Genomic DNA, 21,479 nt, shown 5'->3' with positions numbered 1-21,479 from the left:
TTTTAGAAAGTGAGCATAAAATGGGTCAGCGAATTGATGTGAAGCACTTAAATATTTACTATGGTGATTTTCTTGCTGTAGAAGATGTAAATATTAATATTGAGCCAAATAAAGTGACGGCTTTTATCGGACCTTCCGGATGCGGAAAATCAACAGTTTTGCGCACTTTAGACCGCATGCACGAAATCACTCCTGGCGCGCGAGTAGAAGGTCAAGTGCTTCTTGAAGGCCGCGATTTATACGGTAAAGACGTGGATCCTGTGGCTGTCCGCCGCGATGTTGGCATGGTTTTCCAGCGTCCAAATCCTTTCCCAACAATGTCTATTCGAGAAAACGTGCTCGCTGGAGTTCGTTTGAATAATCGCAAAATTGCTAAGAGTGATGCTGACGATTTAGTTGAGTGGGCTTTACGAGGCGCGAACTTGTGGAATGAAGTTAAGGATCGCTTAGATAAGCCGGGTATTGGTCTTTCTGGCGGTCAGCAGCAGCGACTTTGCATTGCTAGGGCTGTGGCTGTGCATCCGCAAGTTTTACTTATGGATGAGCCTTGCTCAGCTCTTGACCCTATTTCTACATTGGCTGTAGAAGATTTGATTAATGAGCTTAAGCGTGACTACACGATTGTGATCGTGACTCATAATATGCAACAGGCTGCGCGTGTTGCGGATTACACGGCATTCTTTAATTTGAAAGCTGTAGGTCAGCCGGGGCATTTGGAATACTTTGCAGACACAACTACTATGTTCAACAATCCGCGCAATGCTGAAGCTGAGCGTTATATTTCCGGTCGTTTTGGCTGAGTTGTTATATACTTCTTTGATTTCGGTGTATTTCCTTGGTCAGCACGTGCGCGTAAGGTCAGAGCTGTTCGGTTGTTCAAAGGTTTCGCAATTTTCATAATTTTATGTGAGATTTTGTGATGCCTTCGTTCATTCGACGAGTCGCAGTAACCTCTGCGTGAATGCCCAAATGTAATTGCGTACGCGATTGCTCAAGTGCTTTCGCCGCGCTTTTCTGGTCTTTTGCGCTTGTAAACCAAGGAACAGAGAGTATATGGAAAAGTTCTTCCATCTCAAAGAAAACGGCACGAATGTATCAACGGAGATCACTGCAGGTCTCACTACATTCTTCGCAATGTCGTATATTATCGTCGTAAATCCAATGATTTTAAGCCAAACTGGCATGCCTAAAGGTGGCGTTTTCCTCGCTACAATCATCGCAGCAATCATTGGTACCCTTGTTATGGGCTTGTTTGCTAACGTACCTTACGCACAGGCTGCTGGCATGGGTCTTAACGCATTCTTTACTTACACAGTTTGCTTCGGCCTGCATTTTACTTGGCAAGAGGCCATGTGCATGGTGTTCTTGTGCGGTTTAATTAACATTATTATTACCGTTACTAAAATTCGTAAAATGATTATTCGTGCCATCCCGACTTCGCTTCAACAAGCAATCGGCGGTGGCATTGGTTTATTTGTGGCCTATGTGGGCATGATGAGTGTTGGCTTGATTACTTTTACTTCCAAGGATCCTGCCGCCGCTGCAAAAAGTAAACCAACTGCTGCTATTCCAGGTCTTGCTGTTATGAATAACCCTGTGCTTTGGTTATTCCTTATTGGACTTCTTTTTGCTATTGTTCTTACAGTTCTTAAAGTTCGCGCAAGCTTGCTTATTACAATTATTGCAACTTCTTTAATTGGTATTCCTTTGGGATTGACTTCTTTGAACAATGCAGTGTCTGTTACTGATGCTTTTGCTCAGCTTCCAACTACTTTCGGTGCTATTTTTAGCGATAAGGGTTTTGCATCTTTGTTTGCTGATCCTGCTCGTTTGCCGCTTGTGTTGGTAACTATTTTCGCATTCTCAATGTCGGATACTTTTGACACTCTCGGCACCTTTATTGGTACTGGCCGTCGTACAGGTATCTTCTCTGAGGCTGACGAAAAGGCTCTTGAAAACGGCTCCGGATTTAGCTCCAAGATGGATCGCGCATTGTTTGCTGATTCTATTGCTACTTCTGTTGGCGCAATTTGCGGTACTTCTAACACCACTACTTATGTAGAATCTGCTGCTGGTATTGGTGCCGGTGGTCGCACTGGTTTGACTTCCGTAGTTGTGTCTATTTGCTTCGCGCTTTCTATTGTTCTTGCGCCTTTTGCTTCTGCAGTTCCTGCTGCAGCAACTGCAGGTGTGCTTGTTGTTGTTGGTTGCATGATGGCAAGCTCCTTGAAGGAAATTGCTTGGGACGATATTTCCGAAGCAATTCCTGCATTCTTTGCTGCCGTATTCATGGCGTTCTCTTACTCCATTTCTTACGGCATCGCTGCAGGCTTCATCATGTACTGCTTAGTTATGACTTGCAAGAAGCGTGCTAAGGAAGTTCATCCAATGCTTTGGATTGTTTCCTTGCTGTTCCTGCTTGATTTCGTTGCTAATGCTGTGCTGTAAATGTGCATTTAATGTAAGGGTGCATTTTGCAAGTAGTGAACTTGTGAAACATAAAATATAAAAGTAAAAATTAAAAAATTCGAGGGTATGTAAATTACATGCCCTCTTTTTTATTTTTATAGTATTTCTCTTGACATTGTCCTAACGGCGTATTAAACTTACCCAACGTAAACCACAGACCGTTGGCGGAATTAAAAATTCCTGAAATTGATGTGTCAGGCCAGCACAGGTTGAGCGATGATTTATAGCGAATTTCGTTATGAGTCGAAAATTTAAGTACGCCTTAGTGCTTCTTATGTTGCTCTGCCAGTGCGCAGGGCTTTTTTTATTGCTCTGTTTAATTAAGCTTGATGCGTTTCTTTCACCTACGGCCAATTTAGGAAGGAACGCCATGAAGAGGCCCGAAAAGGAAGCGGTAGTTGCCGAGCTTACGGAACTTTTCCGTAACGCAGACGCTATCTACCTCACCGAGTACCGCGGGCTTACCGTTCCGCAGATTTCTACTCTGCGCGAAAAGCTAGGCCGCGATACTTCCTACTCTGTGGCTAAGAACACGCTTGCTCGTATTGCTGCTAAGGAAGCGGGCATTGAAGGTCTTGACGAGCTTCTCGCCGGCCCAACTGCAGTCACCTTCGTTAAGGGTGATTTCATTGAGGCTGCTAAGACCTTGCGTGATTTTGCCAAAGAGAATAAAGCCCTCGTCATTAAGGGCGGTTTCGCAGATGGAACCGTTTACGATGCCGAAGGTGCAAAGCAGCTCGCCGACTTGAAGTCGCGCCCACAGTTGCTTTCCGAAATGGCCGGCGCGCTCAAGGGCACCATGTCCAAGGCCGCTTACCTGTTCAACGCATTGCCAACCAAAGCAGTTCGTACAATCGACGCTTTGCGCGAGAAGCAGGAAAAGGCCGCTTGATTCCCTTGCAGCTTGCTGCATGAGACCAACCAAATGTAAAAATGTTATGGTCGTAAGGCATAAGGTATGCCCGGCCAAGTAAGAAAGGAAGCCAATTATGGCTAAGCTCACTAACGAAGAGCTTCTTGAAGCTTTCGGTGAAATGACCCTCGTTGAGCTCTCTGAGTTCGTCAAGGCATTCGAAGATAAGTTTGATGTCGAAGCTGCTGCTCCTGTAGCCGCTGTTGCCGCTGCTCCAGCTGCTGCTGGTGCTGCTGAGGAAGAGAAGGACGAGTTTGACGTCGTTCTCACCGCTGCTGGCGATAAGAAGATTGCAGTCATCAAGGCTGTGCGTGCTTTGACCAGCCTTGGCTTGGCTGAAGCTAAGGCTCTCGTGGACGGCGCTCCAAAGGCTGTTCTCGAGAAGGCTAAGAAGGAAGACGCTGAGAAGGCTAAGGCTGCCCTCGAAGAGGCTGGCGCTTCCGTTGAACTTAAGTAGTTCTAACTTTTTGTTGCTTTGCGCGTAACGCAGTTTTATGCGTGCGTGTATAGTGAAAATTAGGCGGTAGGATTATTCCTGCCGCCTTTTTTGTTGCGCTGCGACCTTTTCTTTACTTGCGCGTAAAGTTTCTGCCGCGCGTGTTATGCGAAGGTTGATGACAAGGCTGCCGCAAAGAAGTCTGATAAGAAGTCTGAAGCTAAGAAGTCTTCCGAGAAGAAGGCTGCTCCATTGGCTAAGACCGGTGCTGCTGTAGCTTTGGCTGCTGTTGCTGCTTCTGTGCTTGCTGGCATGGGTGCTGCTCTTCGCAAGATCCGTCACTAAGCTGAAATCTGATTCAGTGATGAATCATTTGGGCTTTAGCTTATTGGTTGATCGTTGAGTCGGTTTTACTGTGAATTACTTAGTCTAGTGTGCTGAAAGGTGCGCTAGACTAAGTGCTTTTGTAAAAAATTTTGTGCTCTGCACGCTGTGTAGATCTTTTAGTTTTATACAGCAATTAATTGGTTTGCGTTTGCTTGTTGATATGGTTTGCCAAATTTCCTTTTTTACTATTGATTCAGGCTTCGTTAACCGATTAATGCTGAGCACTTTGCGTTGTTGCTTTCCGCTAGGGACGGTTGGTAATATCGCAAGTTTCGAGGCTCGGAAGTTTCTTCCGAGCCTTTTGTTATTTCCATTTGCATAAAGATTTTAAAAATTATTGCAAATAAAATTCTTTGCAAAAGTTCTAGTAAAATTCCTTATAAATTTTCTTGTAAAATCTTCAAATATGAATATGTGATATTTTTATGCTTAAAATCAACAAATACTAGCGCAATATACACAAAGCATGACACAATAGTAAGTAGTGTGTTTTTTGAAGGGAGCAGATCACGTGAGTGAGCGACAAACCGTGCAGCGCTGGATGATTACAGTTGGTGGTGTCGAGCAGGCACGTGTGGGTGCAGGTCAGTCTGTAGAGATTGGTCGAAAGCCTATACGCCCGTTGCGTGAAGATGGTTTCGCGCGCGTCGACATAGTGGATAATAAACGTTCTATGTCAAAGAGGCATGCGCTGCTAATTGTAGACATGCGAGGCGTGGCAACAATACGAGATTTGCATTCAACTAACGGTACATATTTAGTCAGCGCAAATGGTGATTTGCTGCGTCTAGAGCCTGATGTTGATTTTCAGCTTCCAGATAACTTAATGCGCATGCAATTCGGTGATGTTCCTGTTGATTTTGTGCGTGTAGAAGAAGAATCTGCTGAAGTTGAAAAAGATAACGCAGTGCGTAATCTGTTCTCTTATGCTACAGATGAATCGCATGATGAGCCTGCAGCTTCAGATTTATCAGTAGATCAAATTCTTGATTTGCGCGCTGGTGAGCCAACAGGTGTTTTCCATGCTCAATCAGTTTCGCATCCTGGATTGTCTTGGAAACAAGGCATGCAGAATCATACTCAGCTCAATGATGATTCGCAAACAGATGTTGCTCCAATCAATCATGATGTAACTTTGCCTGTTATGCGAGAACAGCAGGAGGTTCCTGTAGAGCCGCGTAATTTATTTGCAGATGCGCAAGCGATTCAGCAAGAAAGTTCAACTAAAGAAGAACCTTCACAACAAGATTCTGTGATTTCTTCGGTTTCTGCAGTTGATCAAGCTGATTCAGTTGCTCAAGCTTCTCCGGTTACGCCAGTTAATCCGGAAACAAATATATTGCAAAACGAAAGTTCTCAAGAATTTCTAGTATCTCCATTAAATTCAACTGAAACTTTTGCTGAAAATATTGCCAATACTTCAGCTTTTAATGGTGCAAATACAGGTTCTAATAATCTCGATATTAACAGTTTTGGCTCTACGAATCTCGGTACTACAAATCTCGACTCTAATAATCTCGATATTAACAATTCTGATGCGGAGTACACACCTGCATTTGAGCCAGGCTCCGTATTTGAAAAAGTATCAAAAGGCGAATTTGACTCTCAAGAAAATGTAGTGGAAGCCGGCGGATTTACGTCAAAAGAAGCTGAAGAAAGTAGTGATTTTTCAAAGCAATTTGAGATGGCGCAATATTCGCAGTTGCTTCCGTTCTTGGCTGCAAACACTGGGTTATATGATGACTTATACGCGTGGCTCGCAGCTCAAGGTAATTCTGAAGTAGATGCTGCACTAGCTAGAAACAGCGGTTATAGTGCATATCGCAAAGCTATTGAACAGTAAGCAAGTAGTAGGGTGGGAATATGAGTGATACAAACAACGTGGAGCAGGATTCGTCAGAGCAAGTTTTTACTGATACAGTAGTTGAAAATACTACGTCAGAAGGTGATTCTTTAGAAAAATCTGGCTCTAACAATACCAACAGCGCTCGTACTAACGCTTTACAACATATAGTTGGGTGGAAGCAGCAATATCAGGCTCAGCTATCTCCTTCTCCACTAGAAGATATAACGCAACTTGCTGCACAATTAGAGTTGACGCATGCTCATCCTTCCGGAATTGCGCAACTTTTTGCAAGCGGAAAAGTAACATTAAAATCTTTATTCCGAGACGCTGGAATGTTGCGGGCTGCTGGGCGAAGGCTAGATCGAGTTTTTGAAGATAGAGACGCAAAAGCACACGAAAGTGGCGTTTCCGAACTTTCTTTAATAGTTGGTGTTGCATCGTGGAATGGCAACCATGTGCCTGTTCTTACGTATCCTGTGAAAGTTGTTCGTGACACTAATCAAGATGAGACCTCCGCCACTATTTATTTCTCTGGAAGTGTTGGGCTGAACAATTCGCTTGTGTCGCGTTTAAGTGAGCGTGGTGTTCAACTTAGGGAAGATGTTTTATTCGACGGATCTCAATATGAAAGTGGAACGCCAGAAACTTCTGTAGTGTTTGATGCTATTTGTAAGCAAGCTCGCTCAGCTTTTACAGATTTTGATATTGAGCGCGATATTATACTTGGCTGCTTTACAGATGCTGGTTCGCGTTTTGTAGCAGAAAGTGAACAAATTATTAACGCTTTGCAATCTGGCAATGTTGGAAATGCGATGATTGACGCTATGGCTGGCGATGATCGAGCTATTCATAAGCTTCAGTCTGCAAATAAGCTAGAATATAGTCCTTTCGACGCAGATCCTCATAGCGAATGCGAAGTTGGTGAAGTAGATAACGTTGTGCGTTATGCAGCGGAGCTTGTTGCTTCTGGAAATTCTCTGTTCGTGGATATTGATTCGGGCTCAGATTCAGCTGCGATTGCTGCTGCGATTGCTTCTCGTTCTGTGATTGCAGGACATTCTGTGTTGTATGTGCCTAATGTTGTTGAGCAGCAGAGGCGTTTCCGTTACACGTTGAATACGCATGAAATTTCCTCATTAGCATTAGACGTTGCGGATGGTCATATTGCTAAGCATGTCGATGCGCAGTTGATTGCAGCAGTTGGTGCTAGACATAGTATTGCGACTTCACGATTTGAGCAGGTTGCAGATGAGTTGGTTGGAGTGCGTTCTCGCCTTACTCGTTATTTAGGCGATCTTCATGGTATCAACGAAACTTGGGGAGTATCTGCATATCAAACAATCCAGAATCTTGCAGCAATTGCAATGTTTCCAACCCATCCGTCTACGCATGTGCGTTTAGATGTTTCTGCAGCGCACGCCATGACCGGTCATATTGAAGAGTGGTCGAAAAAATTCCACCAAGCCGATGAGCTTGGAGAGTTTAGGATAAATCCTGAAGATACTCCTTGGTTTGGCGCGTCGATATTTGACGAAAATGAAGCTATATCTGTATATCAGCGTGTTGTAGACGTGCTTCTTAAGCTTCTTCCAGCAACTCGAGAACAAGTTAAAAGCACTGTGCAAAGCTGTGGTTTCCCTGTGCCAACAACAGCTCGTGAGTGGAGTCGTCAAGTTACAGTTCTCAAAAATTTGCGACGTGTACTTGACGTATTCCAGCCTGAAATTTTTGAGCGCGATTTAGATGCAATGATTGAAGCGAGTAAGCCGAAAGTTCAGCGTAAAGCCGAAGGCACAATTATGGGCTTCTGGGAACGTAGACATCATGTTCGAGAAGCGCGCAGCTTGCTAAGAGTTGGAGCTAAAGTCGATGATTTGCATGAGGCATTAAAGATTGTTGCGCAGCAAGCAGCTCAGTGGCGTACTTTCGTGCCTCACGGCGGATGGCCTGTTTTGCCGCCAAAATTGGATGATATTGTAAATACTCAAGAATTATTAGCAAGGCATTTAGTTGCTCTTGATGCAGTGTTAGCAACAACTCTTAAGGGCGCAGATCTTGAAAATATTGAATTTGCGCAGCTTGAAGCTCGTTTGCAAGATTTGCATGACGACAGAGCATCTCTAGATACTCTCCCTGGTCGTTGCAATTTGGAGCGTGAGTTCAGCAAAGCGGGCTTATCTGATTTAGTTAGCGATTTGCGTCGTCGCAACGTTACAGGTAATGCAATTGACGGTGAATTGCAATTGGCTTGGTGGACTACTGTTTTTGAAGATATCGTTAATTCTTCTGCAATTATTTCTCACCAAGATGGCTCCGCAATGCAAGATGTCTCTGATCGATTCGTGCAAGTTGATACAGAACATGTGCGTTCAATCGGTCCAATGGTTCAGCAAGAAGCTATGAGGCATTTGTGCGATTTATTGTTCTCGCACACGCAAGAAGCTAATCAGTTACATACTATGCTTGCAGGAAACCGTTCTGGAATTACTTTTAATAAATTATTGCGCAATTATGCGGAACTTGTGTTGGCTGCGAAACCAATACTTGTAGCTATGCCATCTACTCTTACTATGATGACTCCGTTGAGACCTATTGCAGATACTGTAATAATTGATTCAGCATCTCATATATCAAATATTGAGTTGCTATCTATTTTGTCTCGTGCTCGTCAAGTAGTAGTTTTAGCGCATAAGCAAACAGTAAGTTCTGAAAGTTTGCGTTCGCTTATTTCATTACTACCATCTGTAACAGTAGTTTCTAGAGCAACAAGGCGCTCGCTTCGTTTAGCGCGATTCTTGGAAGAACATGGTTACGGAAAGTTGCGTCATGACGTTCCTGTTGAACGTTTGCAAGGTAAAGTTCGTTTGCATCAAATTGAAGCAACTGGAGTTCCAGTAATGTCTTCTGGGCTTATTGAAAGCAGCCAGCGTGAAATTGATGAAGTAGTTGAGCTTATTCGTCAGCGTGCGAATACGTTTACGGTTGTTCCTTCAAGCTATGTGCTTGTCGTAGTTACGTTGACAAACGTGTTCCGCAGTCGTTTAGGAGCAGAGTTGAAGTCTTTGTCTATTAAAGACGAAAACATGGCTAGATTCTTGCGACATGTGAGACTTTTGGGCGTTAATGAAGCTTCTGGAGCAATAGCAACAGATGTAATTATGTCGCTTTGCTATGCAAAAACATCTCATGGCAGACTTCTTCAGCAGTTTGGATTGCTTGAAGAAGAAGGTGGAAGCAGTGTGCTTCTTGACGCTTTGGCTCTAGCTCGTCGTCATCTAGATATTGTTAGTGCGTTTACATCTAAAGATATGGAAGATGAGCGTTTGCACCAAGATGGTCCAAAGCTTTTGAAGAACCTTTTGCAATGGGCTGAGAAGTTAAGTGATAAGCCGCTTCGTCCAGAAGATGCCAACGATGTTGAAGCGCAAATTGCTGCAGAAGCTGCACAAAGAAATGTGCTATTTACTGATTTAGCTGAGCGTATTCGCTCGCGTGGATTAAAAGTTGCAGTCAACTATGGCTTCGATAATGGCGTTAGAATTCCTCTAGTAGTTGGACTTGCGGACAAGTCATTTGCTGTTGCTGTGCTTACGGATGATGCGCAATTTATGAGCGTGCAATCAACTCGTGAACGTCATCGCATGATTATTCAGGATTTGGAATCCTTGGGCTGGTCAGTTATGACAGTGTGGAGCGTTGGAGCTTTTGTCAATCCTGAAAAAGAGGTTGACCGTGTTGTTTCTCGTCTCGGGGAATTGTATGGTGACAACGAATGAGTAAATACGATCCCAATAGAAGATCTCCCCGCAGGTCAGTTAGGGTTGTTCGTGAAGGCTCGGAGCTTTTTGATGCAGATGGCGTTAAACTCGAGCCTTCTGACGAGCTTACTTTGCAACAGCGTAATCAAGACGACGATAATCGTATTTTAAGCGAATTGCCGCCTCACTGGGCGGTGTTTTCCGAGCGTATTAGTTGAGCTTGAAATACGCGAGAAGTAGCAGAATGATTTATTCTTGTTGCTGCTTGTTGCTGACTGGTCATTATCGCTAATTGCTAATAATTACCGCTGATTTCTACTAATCGTGTACGTATTCCATGACGGCAATCTCATTGTGACAATTTCATGGCAACAATTGCCAAAGAGGGGTTTTCAGACTGAGCTTGTAATAATCGCAACGCATCTGCAGCAGGCATAGCAAGAGTGGTAGTATTTTGCTGATTTTGTGAAACTTGAGTGCTTTGAGTTATTTGCATTACCGTAACATTATGAACTACGCTAACATAGTGTTCATCAATTTCTGAAATATTGTTTTCTTCAATATCCTGGTTTTTGTTTTTATCGTTATTTTCTACAGTGCTGCTTTTAGATTTTTCGTTGTTGTGACTTTCTGCATTTTTAGAGTTAGAAATTTCTTCATCTTGTACCGGCTTGCTAAAGGCTAGATCAATTTTTTCGCCAGGAAGCAGTGTGTGATCTGCACTAGCTAAATGAATGGTAATAGAAGTGAATCCTTCTGGAATGCGCGGAATTTTACTCAATAGTGTTTGCAAAATTGGCATGCCTTTACGTATTTCGCATGTTGCAATAATAGAAGCATTCGCGCTTATATTATTAGATAGCGCTTGATTAAATACTTTATGCTTAGGCACTCGAACGTATGCAATATCGTTTACGCTAACGCGTGAACCTTGCTGAATATTGTGTTTAGCTACTGCTATAACTTGAGTTTCTTGTGAGTCAATAATAGTTGACACAACGAGTAAAGCCATCATTCCAGCACATAGCACAATAATGATTTTCCGCACGAAAGCGCGTTGCCTCCGCTGCAATAACGCACTATTTTTTGCGTTATTTTGAGATTTAAATAAAGAAAAATTTATGCTCATACCTGCATTTTGAAATATAAAAAATGCAAGAGCAAGAAAAATTGCGCGCTGTGGATAAAACCTATTAGCGCGCAATATTTAAACAATAATTAATATTTATAATTTTACAAAATCATTTATCGGTTCGATAAAAGCCTTTGCCTTTAAAGTTGATTGGAGGAGCAGAGTACACTTTGTGCACTGCATCTTTTCCGCACTGAGGGCAAATGGTAATAGGGTCATCTGAAAATGATTGATGTTCTGAAAAATCGTATCCGCATTGCTTGCAACGATAATGATAAGTAGGCAAAAGTCCCTCCGAAGTTACACGAGCACATAAGTAGCAGCTTACTGTTCCTTCACATATCCTAGTACATACTATGACAGTTATTATAGGTGTTAAATTTGCTTAGTGAATGATTGCGGCACAGCATATTGTGTGATGTCGCGCGCAATAATCCCACATTTTGGCGACACGCCGAAATGTTTATGTTGCTACACATCCTATGACTTCTTTATATTAATACTTATGGGTTATGAATCGGTGAGTGCGGTACTCGTATTAGTCATCCTTGTAGCCTTATGGTTCGGGTGGTTGCCTAAACGCACGGTTAACGGCATGAAGTCTATGCTTGAACATCGCGAGGATAGGTTTTCACCAACACTTCATCTTGTAGGTGAGTGGAGTACTGCGCGCATTTGCGACGGTACTAGTATGTTGGCAAAAGGGGCTTGTATGCAACCGACACAACAAAAACGAACATTAACTCCTGAATATATTGCGCGCATTCGCGCTGCTAGGCGTGCTGCAATACGCCGTCGTTGTGTGTTGGTAGTTGCGCTTGCTGCCTTGACTTTTGTCGTATTCTTAGCAGGATGCTCTGGTATATTTTCTCCAGTTTTTGCTCTTATTCCTGGAGCTATATTGGCAGTAGTGCTTTATTTTGGAGCTCGTGCTTCTAAGCATGCTCGTGCTTGGGAGGCGCGTATTGCAACAATGCGCGCTGCTTCGAAATGCAAAGCTGAGGATGAGCTGTGCGAACGCCATAATAGTGCTGTTATACGCCAGTTGAAAGATTATTCTTCTGCATCTGATTCTGATTTTAATGGAGAAATCAACAGTAGTGATGCGATTTCTCAAAACGACAGTGCTGAATATTCTGTATCTCAGACTGTAGTGCCTGTTCGAAATGATGCGTCTCGTGACAATACTGAAACTTCGGTTATGGAGCAGAGCGAAATTCGTGTTGCGTTACATCGTGCGGAGCAAGAGCGCAATGCAGCGTTGCGTGAGCGTTTGTATAAAGAAGAATCTGAATCTAAAGAGTCTAATATCGTTGAGACGGAAAAGAAAGACGCATACGATTCTTCTAACGCTTTTGTGGCTTCGGAGCAAAACTATCAGTCTAATCAAGATTTAATTTCGTTCTCGCTTGATTCACAAACTAAGTCTGATTCAGGTAATGCTAATTTAGCATCTCGTACTCCAGAAAGTTTGGAAATTAAGTCAACTAAGCAAGTAGTTAAAGCTGTACCAGTTGCTAATGTTGATAATGCCGATGACGCTGCTAATTTTGCTGCTACAAACTCTTCTCAGTTCCACGAAAAAGAAAAAGTAAGCGAAGTGGATGCTCCAGAGAGTTCTGAAGACTCACTCGGCGTGGCAAATTTGCATGATGTTCTTGCTCGTCGAAATGCATGATTTAAGAGTTTTATAAAAATTTTCTTAAAAGATTAGCACTCGAGTTGTTAGAGTGCTAAATTCGCGGTATTATGAGGCATAGAACGTAAGTGCGGTTGCGGACGTGATCGTCAGCCTCGTCGGATTGTTTCTTGCGTACGAAATAGTATCTCTTATGAAAGGGGTGGCAACAGTGTCGATTAAGCTCACACCGTTGGAGGATAAGATTATTGTTAAGCAAGCTCAAGCGGAAACTCAGACTGCTTCTGGCTTGTATATTCCAGATAATGCCAAGGAGAAGCCACAGCAGGGTGAAGTTCTTGCCGTAGGTCCTGGTCGTCGCGACGATAAGGGCGAGCGCATTCCTATGGATGTTAAGGTTGGAGACAAGGTTCTTTATTCCAAGTACGGCGGAACTGAAGTGCATTATGAAGGTGAGGACTACTTAATCGTGTCTTCTCGCGATGTGCTTGCAATTCTTGGCTAGTATTTAGCCGGTTGAAACAATAAAACTTACGCTGGAAATGACGGAAACGTTGTTCCCAGCGTTTTTTATTGCGGTACGTAAGAATGTCTGTGGAATATTTAGATAGGCGGCAGAAACTTTACGCGGTTGTAAGGTTTTGGTCGGATTTTTGCTATTGCACAGTTAAGGCATGTGTGGAGTATGATGGAGAAGTATGACATACAAACACCGCAATATTGTAGATACAATTCCTAGCTACAAGCAGGGTAAGCCAGCTCCTAAATTAGACGGCATTCGTGCGTATAAGATTTCTAGTAACGAAAATCCTTATGAGCCTTTGCAAAGCGTAAAAGAAGCGATCTCAAATCGCGCTCTTAATGTAATAAACCGTTATCCTAATATGCGTGGCACAGAAGTTGTTGAAGAACTTGCTAAGCGTTTTGGTGTGACTGCAGACGAAGTCGTGCTTGGTTGCGGCTCTACGGAAGTTATTACGCAGCTTGTTGACTTGGTTGCAGGTCCGGGAGATGAGGTCATATACCCTTGGAGAAGCTTTGAAGCTTATCCGATTATTGTGACTGGAGCTGGTGCTACAAGCGTTCAGATTCCTAACCGTGCTGATGGTTCCCATGATGTTGACGCTATGATTGCAGCTATTAGCGATCGCACGCGTTTGGTTATTTTGAATAATCCTAATAATCCAACTTCTGCTTCACTTAGCGAGGAGGAAGCTCGCAAGGTATTAGATGCTGTGCCAAGCGACGTTCTTGTACTTATTGACGAAGCTTATGTGCAGTTTAACACAGCAAAAGGCACTGCAAATGGTATAAAACTGTACCATGAGTATCCAAATGTAGTTGTTGCTCAAACGTTCTCCAAGGCTTATGGATTGGCAGGTTTGCGCATTGGTTATGGTATTGCTCCGGCTGAAGTCGTAGACGGTATGCGTAAAGTTGCTGTGCCATTTGGAGTGTCTCAAATAGCGCAGGTCGCAGCTTTGGCTTCTTTGGAAGATGACGCAAGCAAGGAGATGAGTACTCGTGTTGCATCTCTTGTTGCTGAGCGTGAGCGCATTCTTGAAGCTTTGCGCGAGCAAGGTTGGAATATTGAAGATGCGTATGCAAACTTCTTCTGGATGCCATTTGGGGCAGATACCGAGCGGGCAACAGAACATTTTATTGCTGCAGGATTGTCTGTTCGCGCTTTTGCTGGTGAAGGTATTCGCATTAGTATCGGCGAGCGCGAGGCTAATGACAGGGTTTTGACAGTTTGCGAAAATTTAAAAAAAGAAGGTTTTTCGCTAAATAACTAGCTTTTTGCATAAAAGTTTTGCTTTCGGCGTGTCTTAATCTTGCATTAGTCGCGATTTCGTGGCAAAATAACAAAGTTGCCGTTTGAAGTTCACTTCTTACGGAGACTGCTGGCGGGTTTCCCAAGTGGTCAAAGGGAGCTGACTGTAAATCAGCCGCTTCGTGCTTCAGTGGTTCGAATCCACTACCCGCCACGCCTCGATAGCTCAGTGGTAGAGCACTTCCTTGGTAAGGAAGAGGTCGTGAGTCCGATTCTCACTCGAGGCTCTCTGGCGGGGTAGCTCAGCTGGCTAGAGCGTACGACTCATAATCGTAAGGTCAAGAGTTCGAGTCTCTTCCTCGCTACAACGGCCAGTAGGAGACTGGCTGGCCAATAATGAATTGTAGAGGTGAACGAAATGGCAAGCAAGAGCGCCGACATCCGTCCGGGCATTACGATGGCATGCACGGAGTGCAAAGAGCGTAATTACATCACGACGAAGAATCGTCGCAATACGCCTGATCGTCTTGAGTTGAACAAGTTCTGCCCACGCTGTGGCAAGCATACGCTTCATCGCGAGACTCGCTGAATCTTCAGCTTACTGCGCTCACGATTTTGGCTTGTTTAAGCTTATTGCTAGTTGCGCAGATTTTATGCTTATTACCCCGCTTAATGCGGGGTTTTTGTTATTTATTGCTGTTAATATTTAAACCATGAGTATGCAAGCATCTTTAGTAAATAATCCATCCTTTGCAGATATAACAACTGTTGGCGTAGGTGGCAAAATTGCGCGTTTTATAGAGCCAAAAAGTCGCGTTGCTGTTATTGAAGCGGTAGAAGATGCTGATGAGCTTGGTCTGCCTTTATGCGTTATCGGTGGCGGCTCTAATATGCTTGTTAGCGATGAGAACTTCAATGGCGTTGTTGTGCGAGATGCTAGACGTGATATTCATGTGCTTGATGAAGCAGCACCTTCAGAAGATGGCATTGATTTGCAAAGTGGTGCTCATTTAGTGCATATCAATGCTGAAGCTGGTTGTAATTGGGATGATTTTGTTTCCCATACAATTTCTCTTGGCTTAGAGGGTGTAGAAGGTCTTTCTGGCATACCTGGCACTGTTGGGGCTTCTGTTGTGCAAAATATTGGCGCTTATGGTCAAGAAGTATCTCAAAGTGTTACTTCCGTAGAAGTCTGGGACCGCAAAACAAAATCAACTATGGAGTTGCAGAAGGATGCTTTAAATTTTGGGTATCGCACTTCATTGCTTAAAAAAAGCATGTACTCTTCAGTAGGAGTTCCTGCGGACTCGTATTTTCCTACTCCTCGTTACGTTGTGCTGTCTGTTACTTTTTGTTTGAAACATAATTCAACCGGCATTGTCTCTCATTCGCAATTAGCTAATGCTTTGCACGTAGAATTGGGTGAGCGCATGCAAACAGCAGCAATACGTCGTGAAGTTTTGCGCGTTCGTGCCTCTAAAGGCATGCTTGAGGATGCTTCTCGTTACGATAAGCTGTGGATGCGTGGTACAAAGTGTGCTGAAGGTGTTGAATTTGCTTTGCGATTGCAAAGTGAAGACTATGTTACTGGCGAATTTTTAGAGGGCGATAATATTTACAGTGATCGTCATAGTTGCGGTAGTTTCTTTATGAATCCAATACTTAGTACTAGTGAAGCCGATACTTTGCCAGAAGATGCTCCTAAATTTGATGCAATTATGCAAGATGGATCGCATGGTATAAAGACTTCTGCAGCTTGGCTTATTGACCATGCTGGATTCCATAAGGGTTTTAGGCTTATAGAAAATGGGAAACCTTCGCCTGCGGGGCTTTCTTCATTGCATACTTTGGCACTTACCAATCGTAATAATGCTTCTTGTGACGATATTGCAAATTTGGCAAAAACTATTATCCGTGGTGTGCAAAGTAAGTTTGGTGTAACGCTTATTCCTGAACCTGTTGTAATAAATATTTCTATAAACTGAAAATTTTACGAATATGATGCGTTTTATGCAGTAATATATAAGTTTATTATTTAAATTTTCACAAATAATAAAGGAACACACGGTAAAACTACCGTGTAAGCAATGTTTTGTGTAATATTTACCTACATTATCTATATAAATTTTTTTATTTAATTACATTTACAGGAATAAATAAAGAAAATTAAGTAGAAATTTTATATAGGTGAAGTCGCAACTGTTTCGCAAATTTGTTGATGCGCTTCTGATTGCGGCATACCTTTATACCTATACCTCAACGAAAGTGCGTTTATTATGCAAATATGGAGAAAAAAGTCTGTTGAACAGACTATCGCTGAGACTATGGATGGTGAACGCCATCTTAAACGTACATTAAATGCTTGGGATTTGGCAGTTATGGGTGTTGCTGTCGCTGTTGGTGCCGGTATTTTCTCTGTTGGTGCTCAGGCTGCAGCATTTCATGCTGGTCCTGCTGTAATTATTAGCTTTATTATTGCAGGCATTGTATGCGGTTCTGCTGCAATGTGTTACGCAGAATTTGCTTCTATGATTCCAGTTGCTGGATCTGCTTATACGTTTACATATACTACAGTTGGTGAGCTTATTGCTTGGATTATTGGCTGGGATATGATCCTAGAAATGCTGATGGCTGGCTCAGTAATTTCAAAGTATTGGGGCGTTTATCTTAACGATTTAATGAAGCTTTTCGGTTTGAATATGACCACAAGTTTTAACTTAGGTGGTTTCACTATTGATGTTGCTCCGATTATAATCGTTGCATTCTTTACAACTATGCTTGTCCTTGGAACTAAGCTTTCTGCACGCTTCGACGGCGCTTTAACAATCTTGAAGATTGGTATCGTTCTATTCGTGGTTGTTGTGGGCTTCTTCTACATTAAAGCTTCCAACTTTACGCCATTTGTGCCACCTGCAACCGACGCTGCAAGTGTAAAGGGAATAGAAGTCTCTGGGGTTATGGCACAGCCTTTGTGGCAGTGGGTAACAGGCATGCAGCCAGCTGTTTATGGCGTTCCAGGTATTCTTTCCGGCGCGGCTCTCGTGTTCTTCGCATTCATCGGTTTTGATGTTGTTGCAACAACAGCAGAAGAAACTAAGGATCCGCACAAGAACATTCCACGAGGTATTGGTCTTGGATTGTTTATTGTTACTGTTCTTTACATCCTCGTCGCAGTTGTAACAACTGGTATGGTTTCCTACAAGGATTTGGCAAAGCAAGCCGCTCCTTCGCTTTCTACAAGTTTCGAACTTGTGGGTGCTACTTGGGCTGCAAAGATTATTTCCCTCGGTATTGTTATTGGTTTAACAACCGTTGTGATGGTGCTTTTGCTCGGTCTTACGCGCATTATCTTCGCTGTGAGCCGCGATGGCTTGCTTCCACGTAGCTTCTCTAAGGTAAGCAAGCGTGGTATTCCTGCAAGACTTCAGATTGTTGCTGGTATTGTTGTGGCAGTCGTTGCTTCCACTCTCGATATTGGCATTCTTTCCGACATGGTGAACATTGGTACGCTTTCTGCATTCCTGCTTGTTTCTGCTGGTGTGCCGATTATGCGTATGCGCAGACCAGATTTGCACCGTTCATTTAGCGTTCCTGGCAATCCATGGCTTCCGCTGTTTGCAGCGCTTTCTACATTCTGGCTCATGCTTAACTTGTCTGTATTGACTTGGATTCGTTTTGCAGTGTGGCTGGCAATAGGCTTTGCGGTGTACTTCGGCTACTCTTACCGCAATTCTTTGCTTGGCAGGCAGTTGCGTAAAGCTAAGCAGCTCGGTGTTCTGGTTGAAACTTTGTTTGCTCAAGATGCTGCTGCTGCAGAGAAGGTAGCTGAAGGAGAAACAGAGGAGCAGGCTCGTGCAGAAGCTCAAGCTGAGGCGACTGCTGCAGCCTCGCAAGATAGTCAAAATTAATAAATTATTTATTTAGCAAGAAGTCGGCATACGGTTATATCGCATGCCGACTTTTTGTGTCATAGACTTTTCAAAAATGTTCTATAATAGAAAAGTTGCATAAAAGCAGAAAGGAGGGCGTTATGCCATATGTAATCGCAGAGCCTTGCGTTGATGTAAAAGATAAAGCGTGTGTAGATGAATGCCCTGTAGACTGCATTTATGAAGGCGATCGAACGCTTTATATTAACCCAAACGAGTGTGTGGATTGTGGAGCTTGTGAACCGGCTTGCCCAGTAGAAGCTATTTTTTATGAAGATGATTTGCCAGAAGACTGGGAGTGGTATCGCGATGCTGCGGTTGATTATTTCGACAAGCTCGGAGATTTGGGAGGAGCTACAGATGCTGGAGCTTCCGGATGGGATGAAGCTCGCGTTGCAGCCTTGCCTCCGCGTTCAGATAAAGCAAGTAATTAATTATTTGCAAAGTATTATTTAATGTGGCGCGAGTTTACAATCCAATGTGGGCAGCGTTGTTGCCGTATTTTTTGCGAACGGCATCTAAAGCGTGTTCTGCGTGACGCAATCTAGTATTTTTATTCATTGTGGACATGATGTTTTGTGTAGGATTTTTAGATTCGCGAGTATTTTCCTCCAGAATATCGTTTAGAGAAGGCTGAAGTGAAACTTTGTTTGCTGGCACAAGATTATTCGCTGTAACACCAGCTAAACGAACTGGGCTTAAAAGCTTTGTGTTATTGCCTCCAAGAATGTAATTATGCACAGTTGGATTAGCTTTAGAAAGCAAAACAACGACATGCTCGTAAAACTCGTGTGTTGAATCAGTTGCGTTTTGCAAAGTAGAAGATCTAGTAACATAATGCAAGTCGCCAAAGCGTAGTTTTAACGTTATAGTGCGTGCCATAAGTTTTCTGTTTCGCAACTGTTGAGTTACTTCGCTGCAGCATTGCTGTAGTAATTGTTTAACAGCATTCTCGTTCGTGGTATCTGTATCAAGAGTTCGCTCAGTTCCAATGGATTTTTCAGGGGCATGTGCAGTCACAGTGCGCTCGTCTATGCCCCTAACTGATTGATATATCATTCTTGCTAAGATTTGCGAACCCGTTATGCGAGTAAGCGTTGCTTCGTCAACATTTTTAAGCGACGCAACAGTAGATAAGCCCCAATCCTCAAGCTTATGTATTAAAGATGAGCCAATTCCTGGTATTGCGCGCAATGGCATTATTGACACAAAATCTTCATTACATTTTTGCGGAATAAGAAGCATTCCGTTAGGTTTTGCGTTAGTTGAAGCCATCTTTGCAATAAGTTTATTGCTGGCAATGCCAACCGAGCATGTAATATGATACTTTTCAAATACTTCTTTTCGTACCCAAGTTCCAATATTTACAGGCGATTTCCACTGTAATAAAGCCGATTTAACATTCATATAGCATTCGTCAACAGAAACTTTTTCAACTTGATTAGTAATATGCAAAAAAATATTTTCAAAAATACTTTTGGAAACGCTTGAATAGTAAGGAATGTCAACTGGCAAGAAAACTCCTTGTGGACAAAGATTTCTAGCTTTAACAACGGGCATAGCGGAATTAACGCCGTAAGCGCGCGCTTCGTAGCTTGCTGCAGAAACAACAGCGCGATTGCCTGTGCCGATAATAAGCGGCTTTCCTTTAAGCTCCGGGTGTCTTGCAACTTCTAAAGAAGCATAAAATGCATCCATGTCGACATGAAGTATGTTACAACCTGAGGTGTCGTGCCCCCAATCACGTTTCGCTGCTTGTACTCTCGGTGCTGTACTCATAAGTTTATAATAGAACAAACGTTCGATTTTATGGAAAAAATTTGTGGATTAAACTAATGTTTTTGTAAAAAAGCGTATGTCGGATCAATATTCATGTAGGGTTGTTGCTATGAAGCAATTTGTCGTCAATCTTTTACATCGCATGCCTGTGCTGCTTATTATCGTCATTGAGGCTTCAATGGTGTATACAGCAACTTCTGTTGCAAAAGTAGCTTTTAGCCAATTGGATCCTCTGTATGCAGTGTGGTATCGCGTAGGATTTATGACATTGTTGCTTTTGGCTTGGAGAAGACCATTTTCTCGCAGCAAACGTAGTTTTTTGCCAAAAACGCTACGAGAATGGGGAATTGTTGCAGCCGTTGGCGTGTCGTTAGTTGCTATGAACACTATGTTCTATGTTGCTATTAGTTGCATGGCTGTTGGTGTTGCAGTGACTATAGAATTCATAGGTCCTTTGCTTGTGGCTGTTATTGCAGGTCATGAATGGCGAGAGCGTGTGGGAATTGTGATTGCTGTTTGTGGCATTATGCTGTTGGCTAGCGCTTCTATACATAGTTCAGTAAGCCCGCATTTTCTAATTGGGTTATTCGCCATTCTTGTTGGCGGTTCAATGTGGGGCCTATATATTGTTTCAGGTCGCATGTTGGCAAAAAGTTCACACGCTATTGATCGTGTAAGTGTTGCAGCTCTTATTGGTTGGCTGTTGCAATCTGTTGTTCTTGCTGTTCCTGCAGTGCAGCATGTTATTTCGCCTAAACCAGAAGCTACTTGGGCTGCTCGCCCTGGTGGTTCTTTTGCTTTACTTGCGTTAATGTTGGTTATTGCAATATGTGCTTCTTTCTTCCCAACTTTGCTTGATCAGGTTTTATTGAAACGTGTTACTTCTGCAAAATACTCTGTTATACAAGCGTTGTATCCTGCAATCGCAGTTATTATTGGAATGGGATTTGGTGAAATTCCAACATTGACTGATATTGCAGGAATAATTCTTGTTATGTTTGCTGTAGTTGTAACGTTTTCTGGAGATCACAATCCTGTGTAGCACTGGATATTGTTATATTAAATGTTATCTTAAAGTGTGTCGTCAAGCTTGTTTACAGTCCTTAAGAGGTGCTATAGTGTCAATCTGTTGCTGTTATGTACAGTAAACAAGTGGAGTCATGCCTGAGTGGCCGATAGGGGCACCCTGCTAAGGTGTTAGTCGTGTAAGCGGCTCGAGAGTTCGAATCTCTCTGACTCCGCGGATTACTCCGGATTGCTTTTTGCAGTCCGGAGTTTTTGTTTTTTAAAAATCTCCACATGAAAAAATTGGGTAAGCGGCGGGTAAGCGGCGGGTAAACGGCAAAAATTTAGGCAAGAGATTTAAGCAAAATTGTGGATTTGTGCATAACTTTTATCCAAATACTACCTTTTAACC

At 43.0% G+C, this 21,479-nt stretch carries 18 protein-coding genes, 4 tRNA genes and 1 pseudogene; 20 read left to right on the top strand and 3 right to left on the bottom strand.

The features are described from left to right. Window positions 1–20 precede the first annotated feature (20 nt). The 8 genes and pseudogenes from pstB (at window position 21) to HXT39_RS05770 (ending at window position 10,027) form a co-directional block, all read left to right on the top strand. Window positions 21–800, top strand: coding sequence for a phosphate ABC transporter ATP-binding protein PstB (gene pstB, locus HXT39_RS05805; protein ID WP_004109757.1), 780 nt, complete (start codon window positions 21–23; stop codon window positions 798–800). A 253-nt stretch (window positions 801–1,053) separates the two neighbouring features. After that, window positions 1,054–2,448 carry an NCS2 family permease gene (locus tag HXT39_RS05800; RefSeq protein ID WP_012913808.1) on the top strand — a complete coding sequence of 465 codons (1,395 nt, stop codon included), beginning with the start codon at window positions 1,054–1,056 and terminating at the stop codon, window positions 2,446–2,448. 391 nt (window positions 2,449–2,839) lie between these two features. Continuing rightward, a complete protein-coding gene (gene rplJ, locus HXT39_RS05795; RefSeq protein ID WP_012913809.1) occupies window positions 2,840–3,361 on the top strand; it encodes a 50S ribosomal protein L10 in 522 nt (173 codons plus the stop codon). Window positions 3,362–3,458: 97 nt separating this feature from the next. Further along, a complete protein-coding gene (gene rplL, locus HXT39_RS05790) occupies window positions 3,459–3,839 on the top strand; it encodes a 50S ribosomal protein L7/L12 (protein WP_004105575.1) in 381 nt (126 codons plus the stop codon). 150 nt (window positions 3,840–3,989) lie between these two features. After that, window positions 3,990–4,163, top strand: a pseudogene (locus HXT39_RS05785) (peptidase); the annotation flags it as partial. 553 nt (window positions 4,164–4,716) lie between these two features. Then, complete coding sequence (locus HXT39_RS05780) at window positions 4,717–6,048, top strand: FHA domain-containing protein (RefSeq protein WP_012913810.1); 1,332 nt, start codon at window positions 4,717–4,719, stop codon at window positions 6,046–6,048. A gap of 20 nt (window positions 6,049–6,068) precedes the next feature. Beyond that, window positions 6,069–9,827, top strand: a complete 3,759-nt coding sequence (locus HXT39_RS05775) for a helicase (protein ID WP_103013787.1) — start codon at window positions 6,069–6,071, stop codon at window positions 9,825–9,827. Continuing rightward, entirely contained in the window at window positions 9,824–10,027 is a 204-nt protein-coding gene (locus HXT39_RS05770; RefSeq protein WP_004109746.1) for a hypothetical protein, read from the top strand. The genes HXT39_RS05775 and HXT39_RS05770 overlap by 4 nt, the downstream gene beginning before the upstream one ends. 131 nt (window positions 10,028–10,158) lie before the next feature. On the opposite strand, the gene HXT39_RS05765 is transcribed toward HXT39_RS05770, so the two are convergent. Further along, entirely contained in the window at window positions 10,159–10,938 is a 780-nt protein-coding gene (locus tag HXT39_RS05765) for a hypothetical protein (protein WP_162863135.1), read from the bottom strand. Between the two features lie 112 nt (window positions 10,939–11,050). Next, window positions 11,051–11,227, bottom strand: coding sequence for an FmdB family zinc ribbon protein (locus HXT39_RS05760; protein WP_004574103.1), 177 nt, complete (start codon window positions 11,225–11,227; stop codon window positions 11,051–11,053). Between the two features lie 309 nt (window positions 11,228–11,536). Here HXT39_RS05760 and HXT39_RS05755 point away from each other — a divergent pair, with 309 nt between their 5' ends. The 10 genes from HXT39_RS05755 to fdxA all read left to right on the top strand — a co-directional run bounded on the left by HXT39_RS05755 (window position 11,537) and on the right by fdxA (window position 18,717). Further along, entirely contained in the window at window positions 11,537–12,619 is a 1,083-nt protein-coding gene (locus tag HXT39_RS05755; protein WP_102703340.1) for a hypothetical protein, read from the top strand. Between the two features lie 172 nt (window positions 12,620–12,791). Next, a complete protein-coding gene (gene groES / locus HXT39_RS05750) occupies window positions 12,792–13,085 on the top strand; it encodes a co-chaperone GroES (protein ID WP_004114319.1) in 294 nt (97 codons plus the stop codon). Window positions 13,086–13,278: 193 nt separating this feature from the next. After that, the gene (gene hisC, locus HXT39_RS05745; protein ID WP_076002616.1) at window positions 13,279–14,376 is read left to right on the top strand and encodes a histidinol-phosphate transaminase; all 1,098 of its coding nucleotides are present in this window, start codon (window positions 13,279–13,281) and stop codon (window positions 14,374–14,376) included. A gap of 110 nt (window positions 14,377–14,486) precedes the next feature. Then, window positions 14,487–14,568 (top strand) — tRNA-Tyr (locus HXT39_RS05740). 1 nt (window position 14,569) lies between these two features. Beyond that, window positions 14,570–14,641: transfer RNA gene (locus HXT39_RS05735), tRNA-Thr, on the top strand. 4 nt (window positions 14,642–14,645) lie between these two features. Continuing rightward, window positions 14,646–14,719 (top strand) — tRNA-Met (locus HXT39_RS05730). A 53-nt stretch (window positions 14,720–14,772) separates the two neighbouring features. Continuing rightward, window positions 14,773–14,943 (top strand): 50S ribosomal protein L33, encoded by a 171-nt coding sequence (gene rpmG / locus HXT39_RS05725; RefSeq protein WP_004105548.1) that lies wholly within the window; start codon window positions 14,773–14,775, stop codon window positions 14,941–14,943. A gap of 124 nt (window positions 14,944–15,067) precedes the next feature. Continuing rightward, a complete protein-coding gene (locus tag HXT39_RS05720) occupies window positions 15,068–16,339 on the top strand; it encodes an FAD-binding protein (RefSeq protein ID WP_012913815.1) in 1,272 nt (423 codons plus the stop codon). A gap of 291 nt (window positions 16,340–16,630) precedes the next feature. Next, window positions 16,631–18,262, top strand: coding sequence for an APC family permease (locus HXT39_RS05715; protein WP_103013789.1), 1,632 nt, complete (start codon window positions 16,631–16,633; stop codon window positions 18,260–18,262). Between the two features lie 122 nt (window positions 18,263–18,384). Next, window positions 18,385–18,717 (top strand): ferredoxin, encoded by a 333-nt coding sequence (gene fdxA / locus HXT39_RS05710; RefSeq protein ID WP_004109733.1) that lies wholly within the window; start codon window positions 18,385–18,387, stop codon window positions 18,715–18,717. Between the two features lie 34 nt (window positions 18,718–18,751). On the opposite strand, the gene dinB is transcribed toward fdxA, so the two are convergent. Continuing rightward, the gene (gene dinB, locus HXT39_RS05705) at window positions 18,752–20,062 is read right to left on the bottom strand and encodes a DNA polymerase IV (RefSeq protein WP_064621618.1); all 1,311 of its coding nucleotides are present in this window, start codon (window positions 20,060–20,062) and stop codon (window positions 18,752–18,754) included. A 109-nt stretch (window positions 20,063–20,171) separates the two neighbouring features. Between dinB and HXT39_RS05700 the strand changes: the two genes are divergently transcribed. Continuing rightward, window positions 20,172–21,104, top strand: coding sequence for an EamA family transporter (locus tag HXT39_RS05700; RefSeq protein WP_064621617.1), 933 nt, complete (start codon window positions 20,172–20,174; stop codon window positions 21,102–21,104). Window positions 21,105–21,216: 112 nt separating this feature from the next. Continuing rightward, a tRNA-Ser gene (locus HXT39_RS05695) sits at window positions 21,217–21,303 on the top strand. Window positions 21,304–21,479 lie beyond the last annotated feature (176 nt).

The organism is Gardnerella sp. DNF01159, from assembly GCF_049244215.1.
GTDB classification, from domain to species: domain Bacteria; phylum Actinomycetota; class Actinomycetes; order Actinomycetales; family Bifidobacteriaceae; genus Bifidobacterium; species Bifidobacterium swidsinskii.
The sequence above is the reverse complement of the archived record's forward strand: the minus strand, read 5'-3'. Positions and strand labels throughout refer to the sequence as shown.

Coding starts and splice junctions, on each gene's coding strand:
- rplJ (WP_012913809.1), top strand. CDS start 2,840: ATGAAGAGGCCCGAAAAGGAAGCGGTAGTTGCCGAGCTTACGGAACTT.
- HXT39_RS05715 (WP_103013789.1), top strand. CDS start 16,631: ATGCAAATATGGAGAAAAAAGTCTGTTGAACAGACTATCGCTGAGACT.
- rpmG (WP_004105548.1), top strand. CDS start 14,773: ATGGCAAGCAAGAGCGCCGACATCCGTCCGGGCATTACGATGGCATGC.
- dinB (WP_064621618.1), bottom strand. CDS start 20,062: ATGAGTACAGCACCGAGAGTACAAGCAGCGAAACGTGATTGGGGGCAC.
- HXT39_RS05770 (WP_004109746.1), top strand. CDS start 9,824: ATGAGTAAATACGATCCCAATAGAAGATCTCCCCGCAGGTCAGTTAGG.
- HXT39_RS05800 (WP_012913808.1), top strand. CDS start 1,054: ATGGAAAAGTTCTTCCATCTCAAAGAAAACGGCACGAATGTATCAACG.
- HXT39_RS05700 (WP_064621617.1), top strand. CDS start 20,172: ATGAAGCAATTTGTCGTCAATCTTTTACATCGCATGCCTGTGCTGCTT.
- rplL (WP_004105575.1), top strand. CDS start 3,459: ATGGCTAAGCTCACTAACGAAGAGCTTCTTGAAGCTTTCGGTGAAATG.
- fdxA (WP_004109733.1), top strand. CDS start 18,385: ATGCCATATGTAATCGCAGAGCCTTGCGTTGATGTAAAAGATAAAGCG.
- HXT39_RS05720 (WP_012913815.1), top strand. CDS start 15,068: ATGAGTATGCAAGCATCTTTAGTAAATAATCCATCCTTTGCAGATATA.
- HXT39_RS05765 (WP_162863135.1), bottom strand. CDS start 10,938: ATGAGCATAAATTTTTCTTTATTTAAATCTCAAAATAACGCAAAAAAT.
- HXT39_RS05755 (WP_102703340.1), top strand. CDS start 11,537: ATGAAGTCTATGCTTGAACATCGCGAGGATAGGTTTTCACCAACACTT.
- hisC (WP_076002616.1), top strand. CDS start 13,279: ATGACATACAAACACCGCAATATTGTAGATACAATTCCTAGCTACAAG.
- pstB (WP_004109757.1), top strand. CDS start 21: ATGGGTCAGCGAATTGATGTGAAGCACTTAAATATTTACTATGGTGAT.
- HXT39_RS05775 (WP_103013787.1), top strand. CDS start 6,069: ATGAGTGATACAAACAACGTGGAGCAGGATTCGTCAGAGCAAGTTTTT.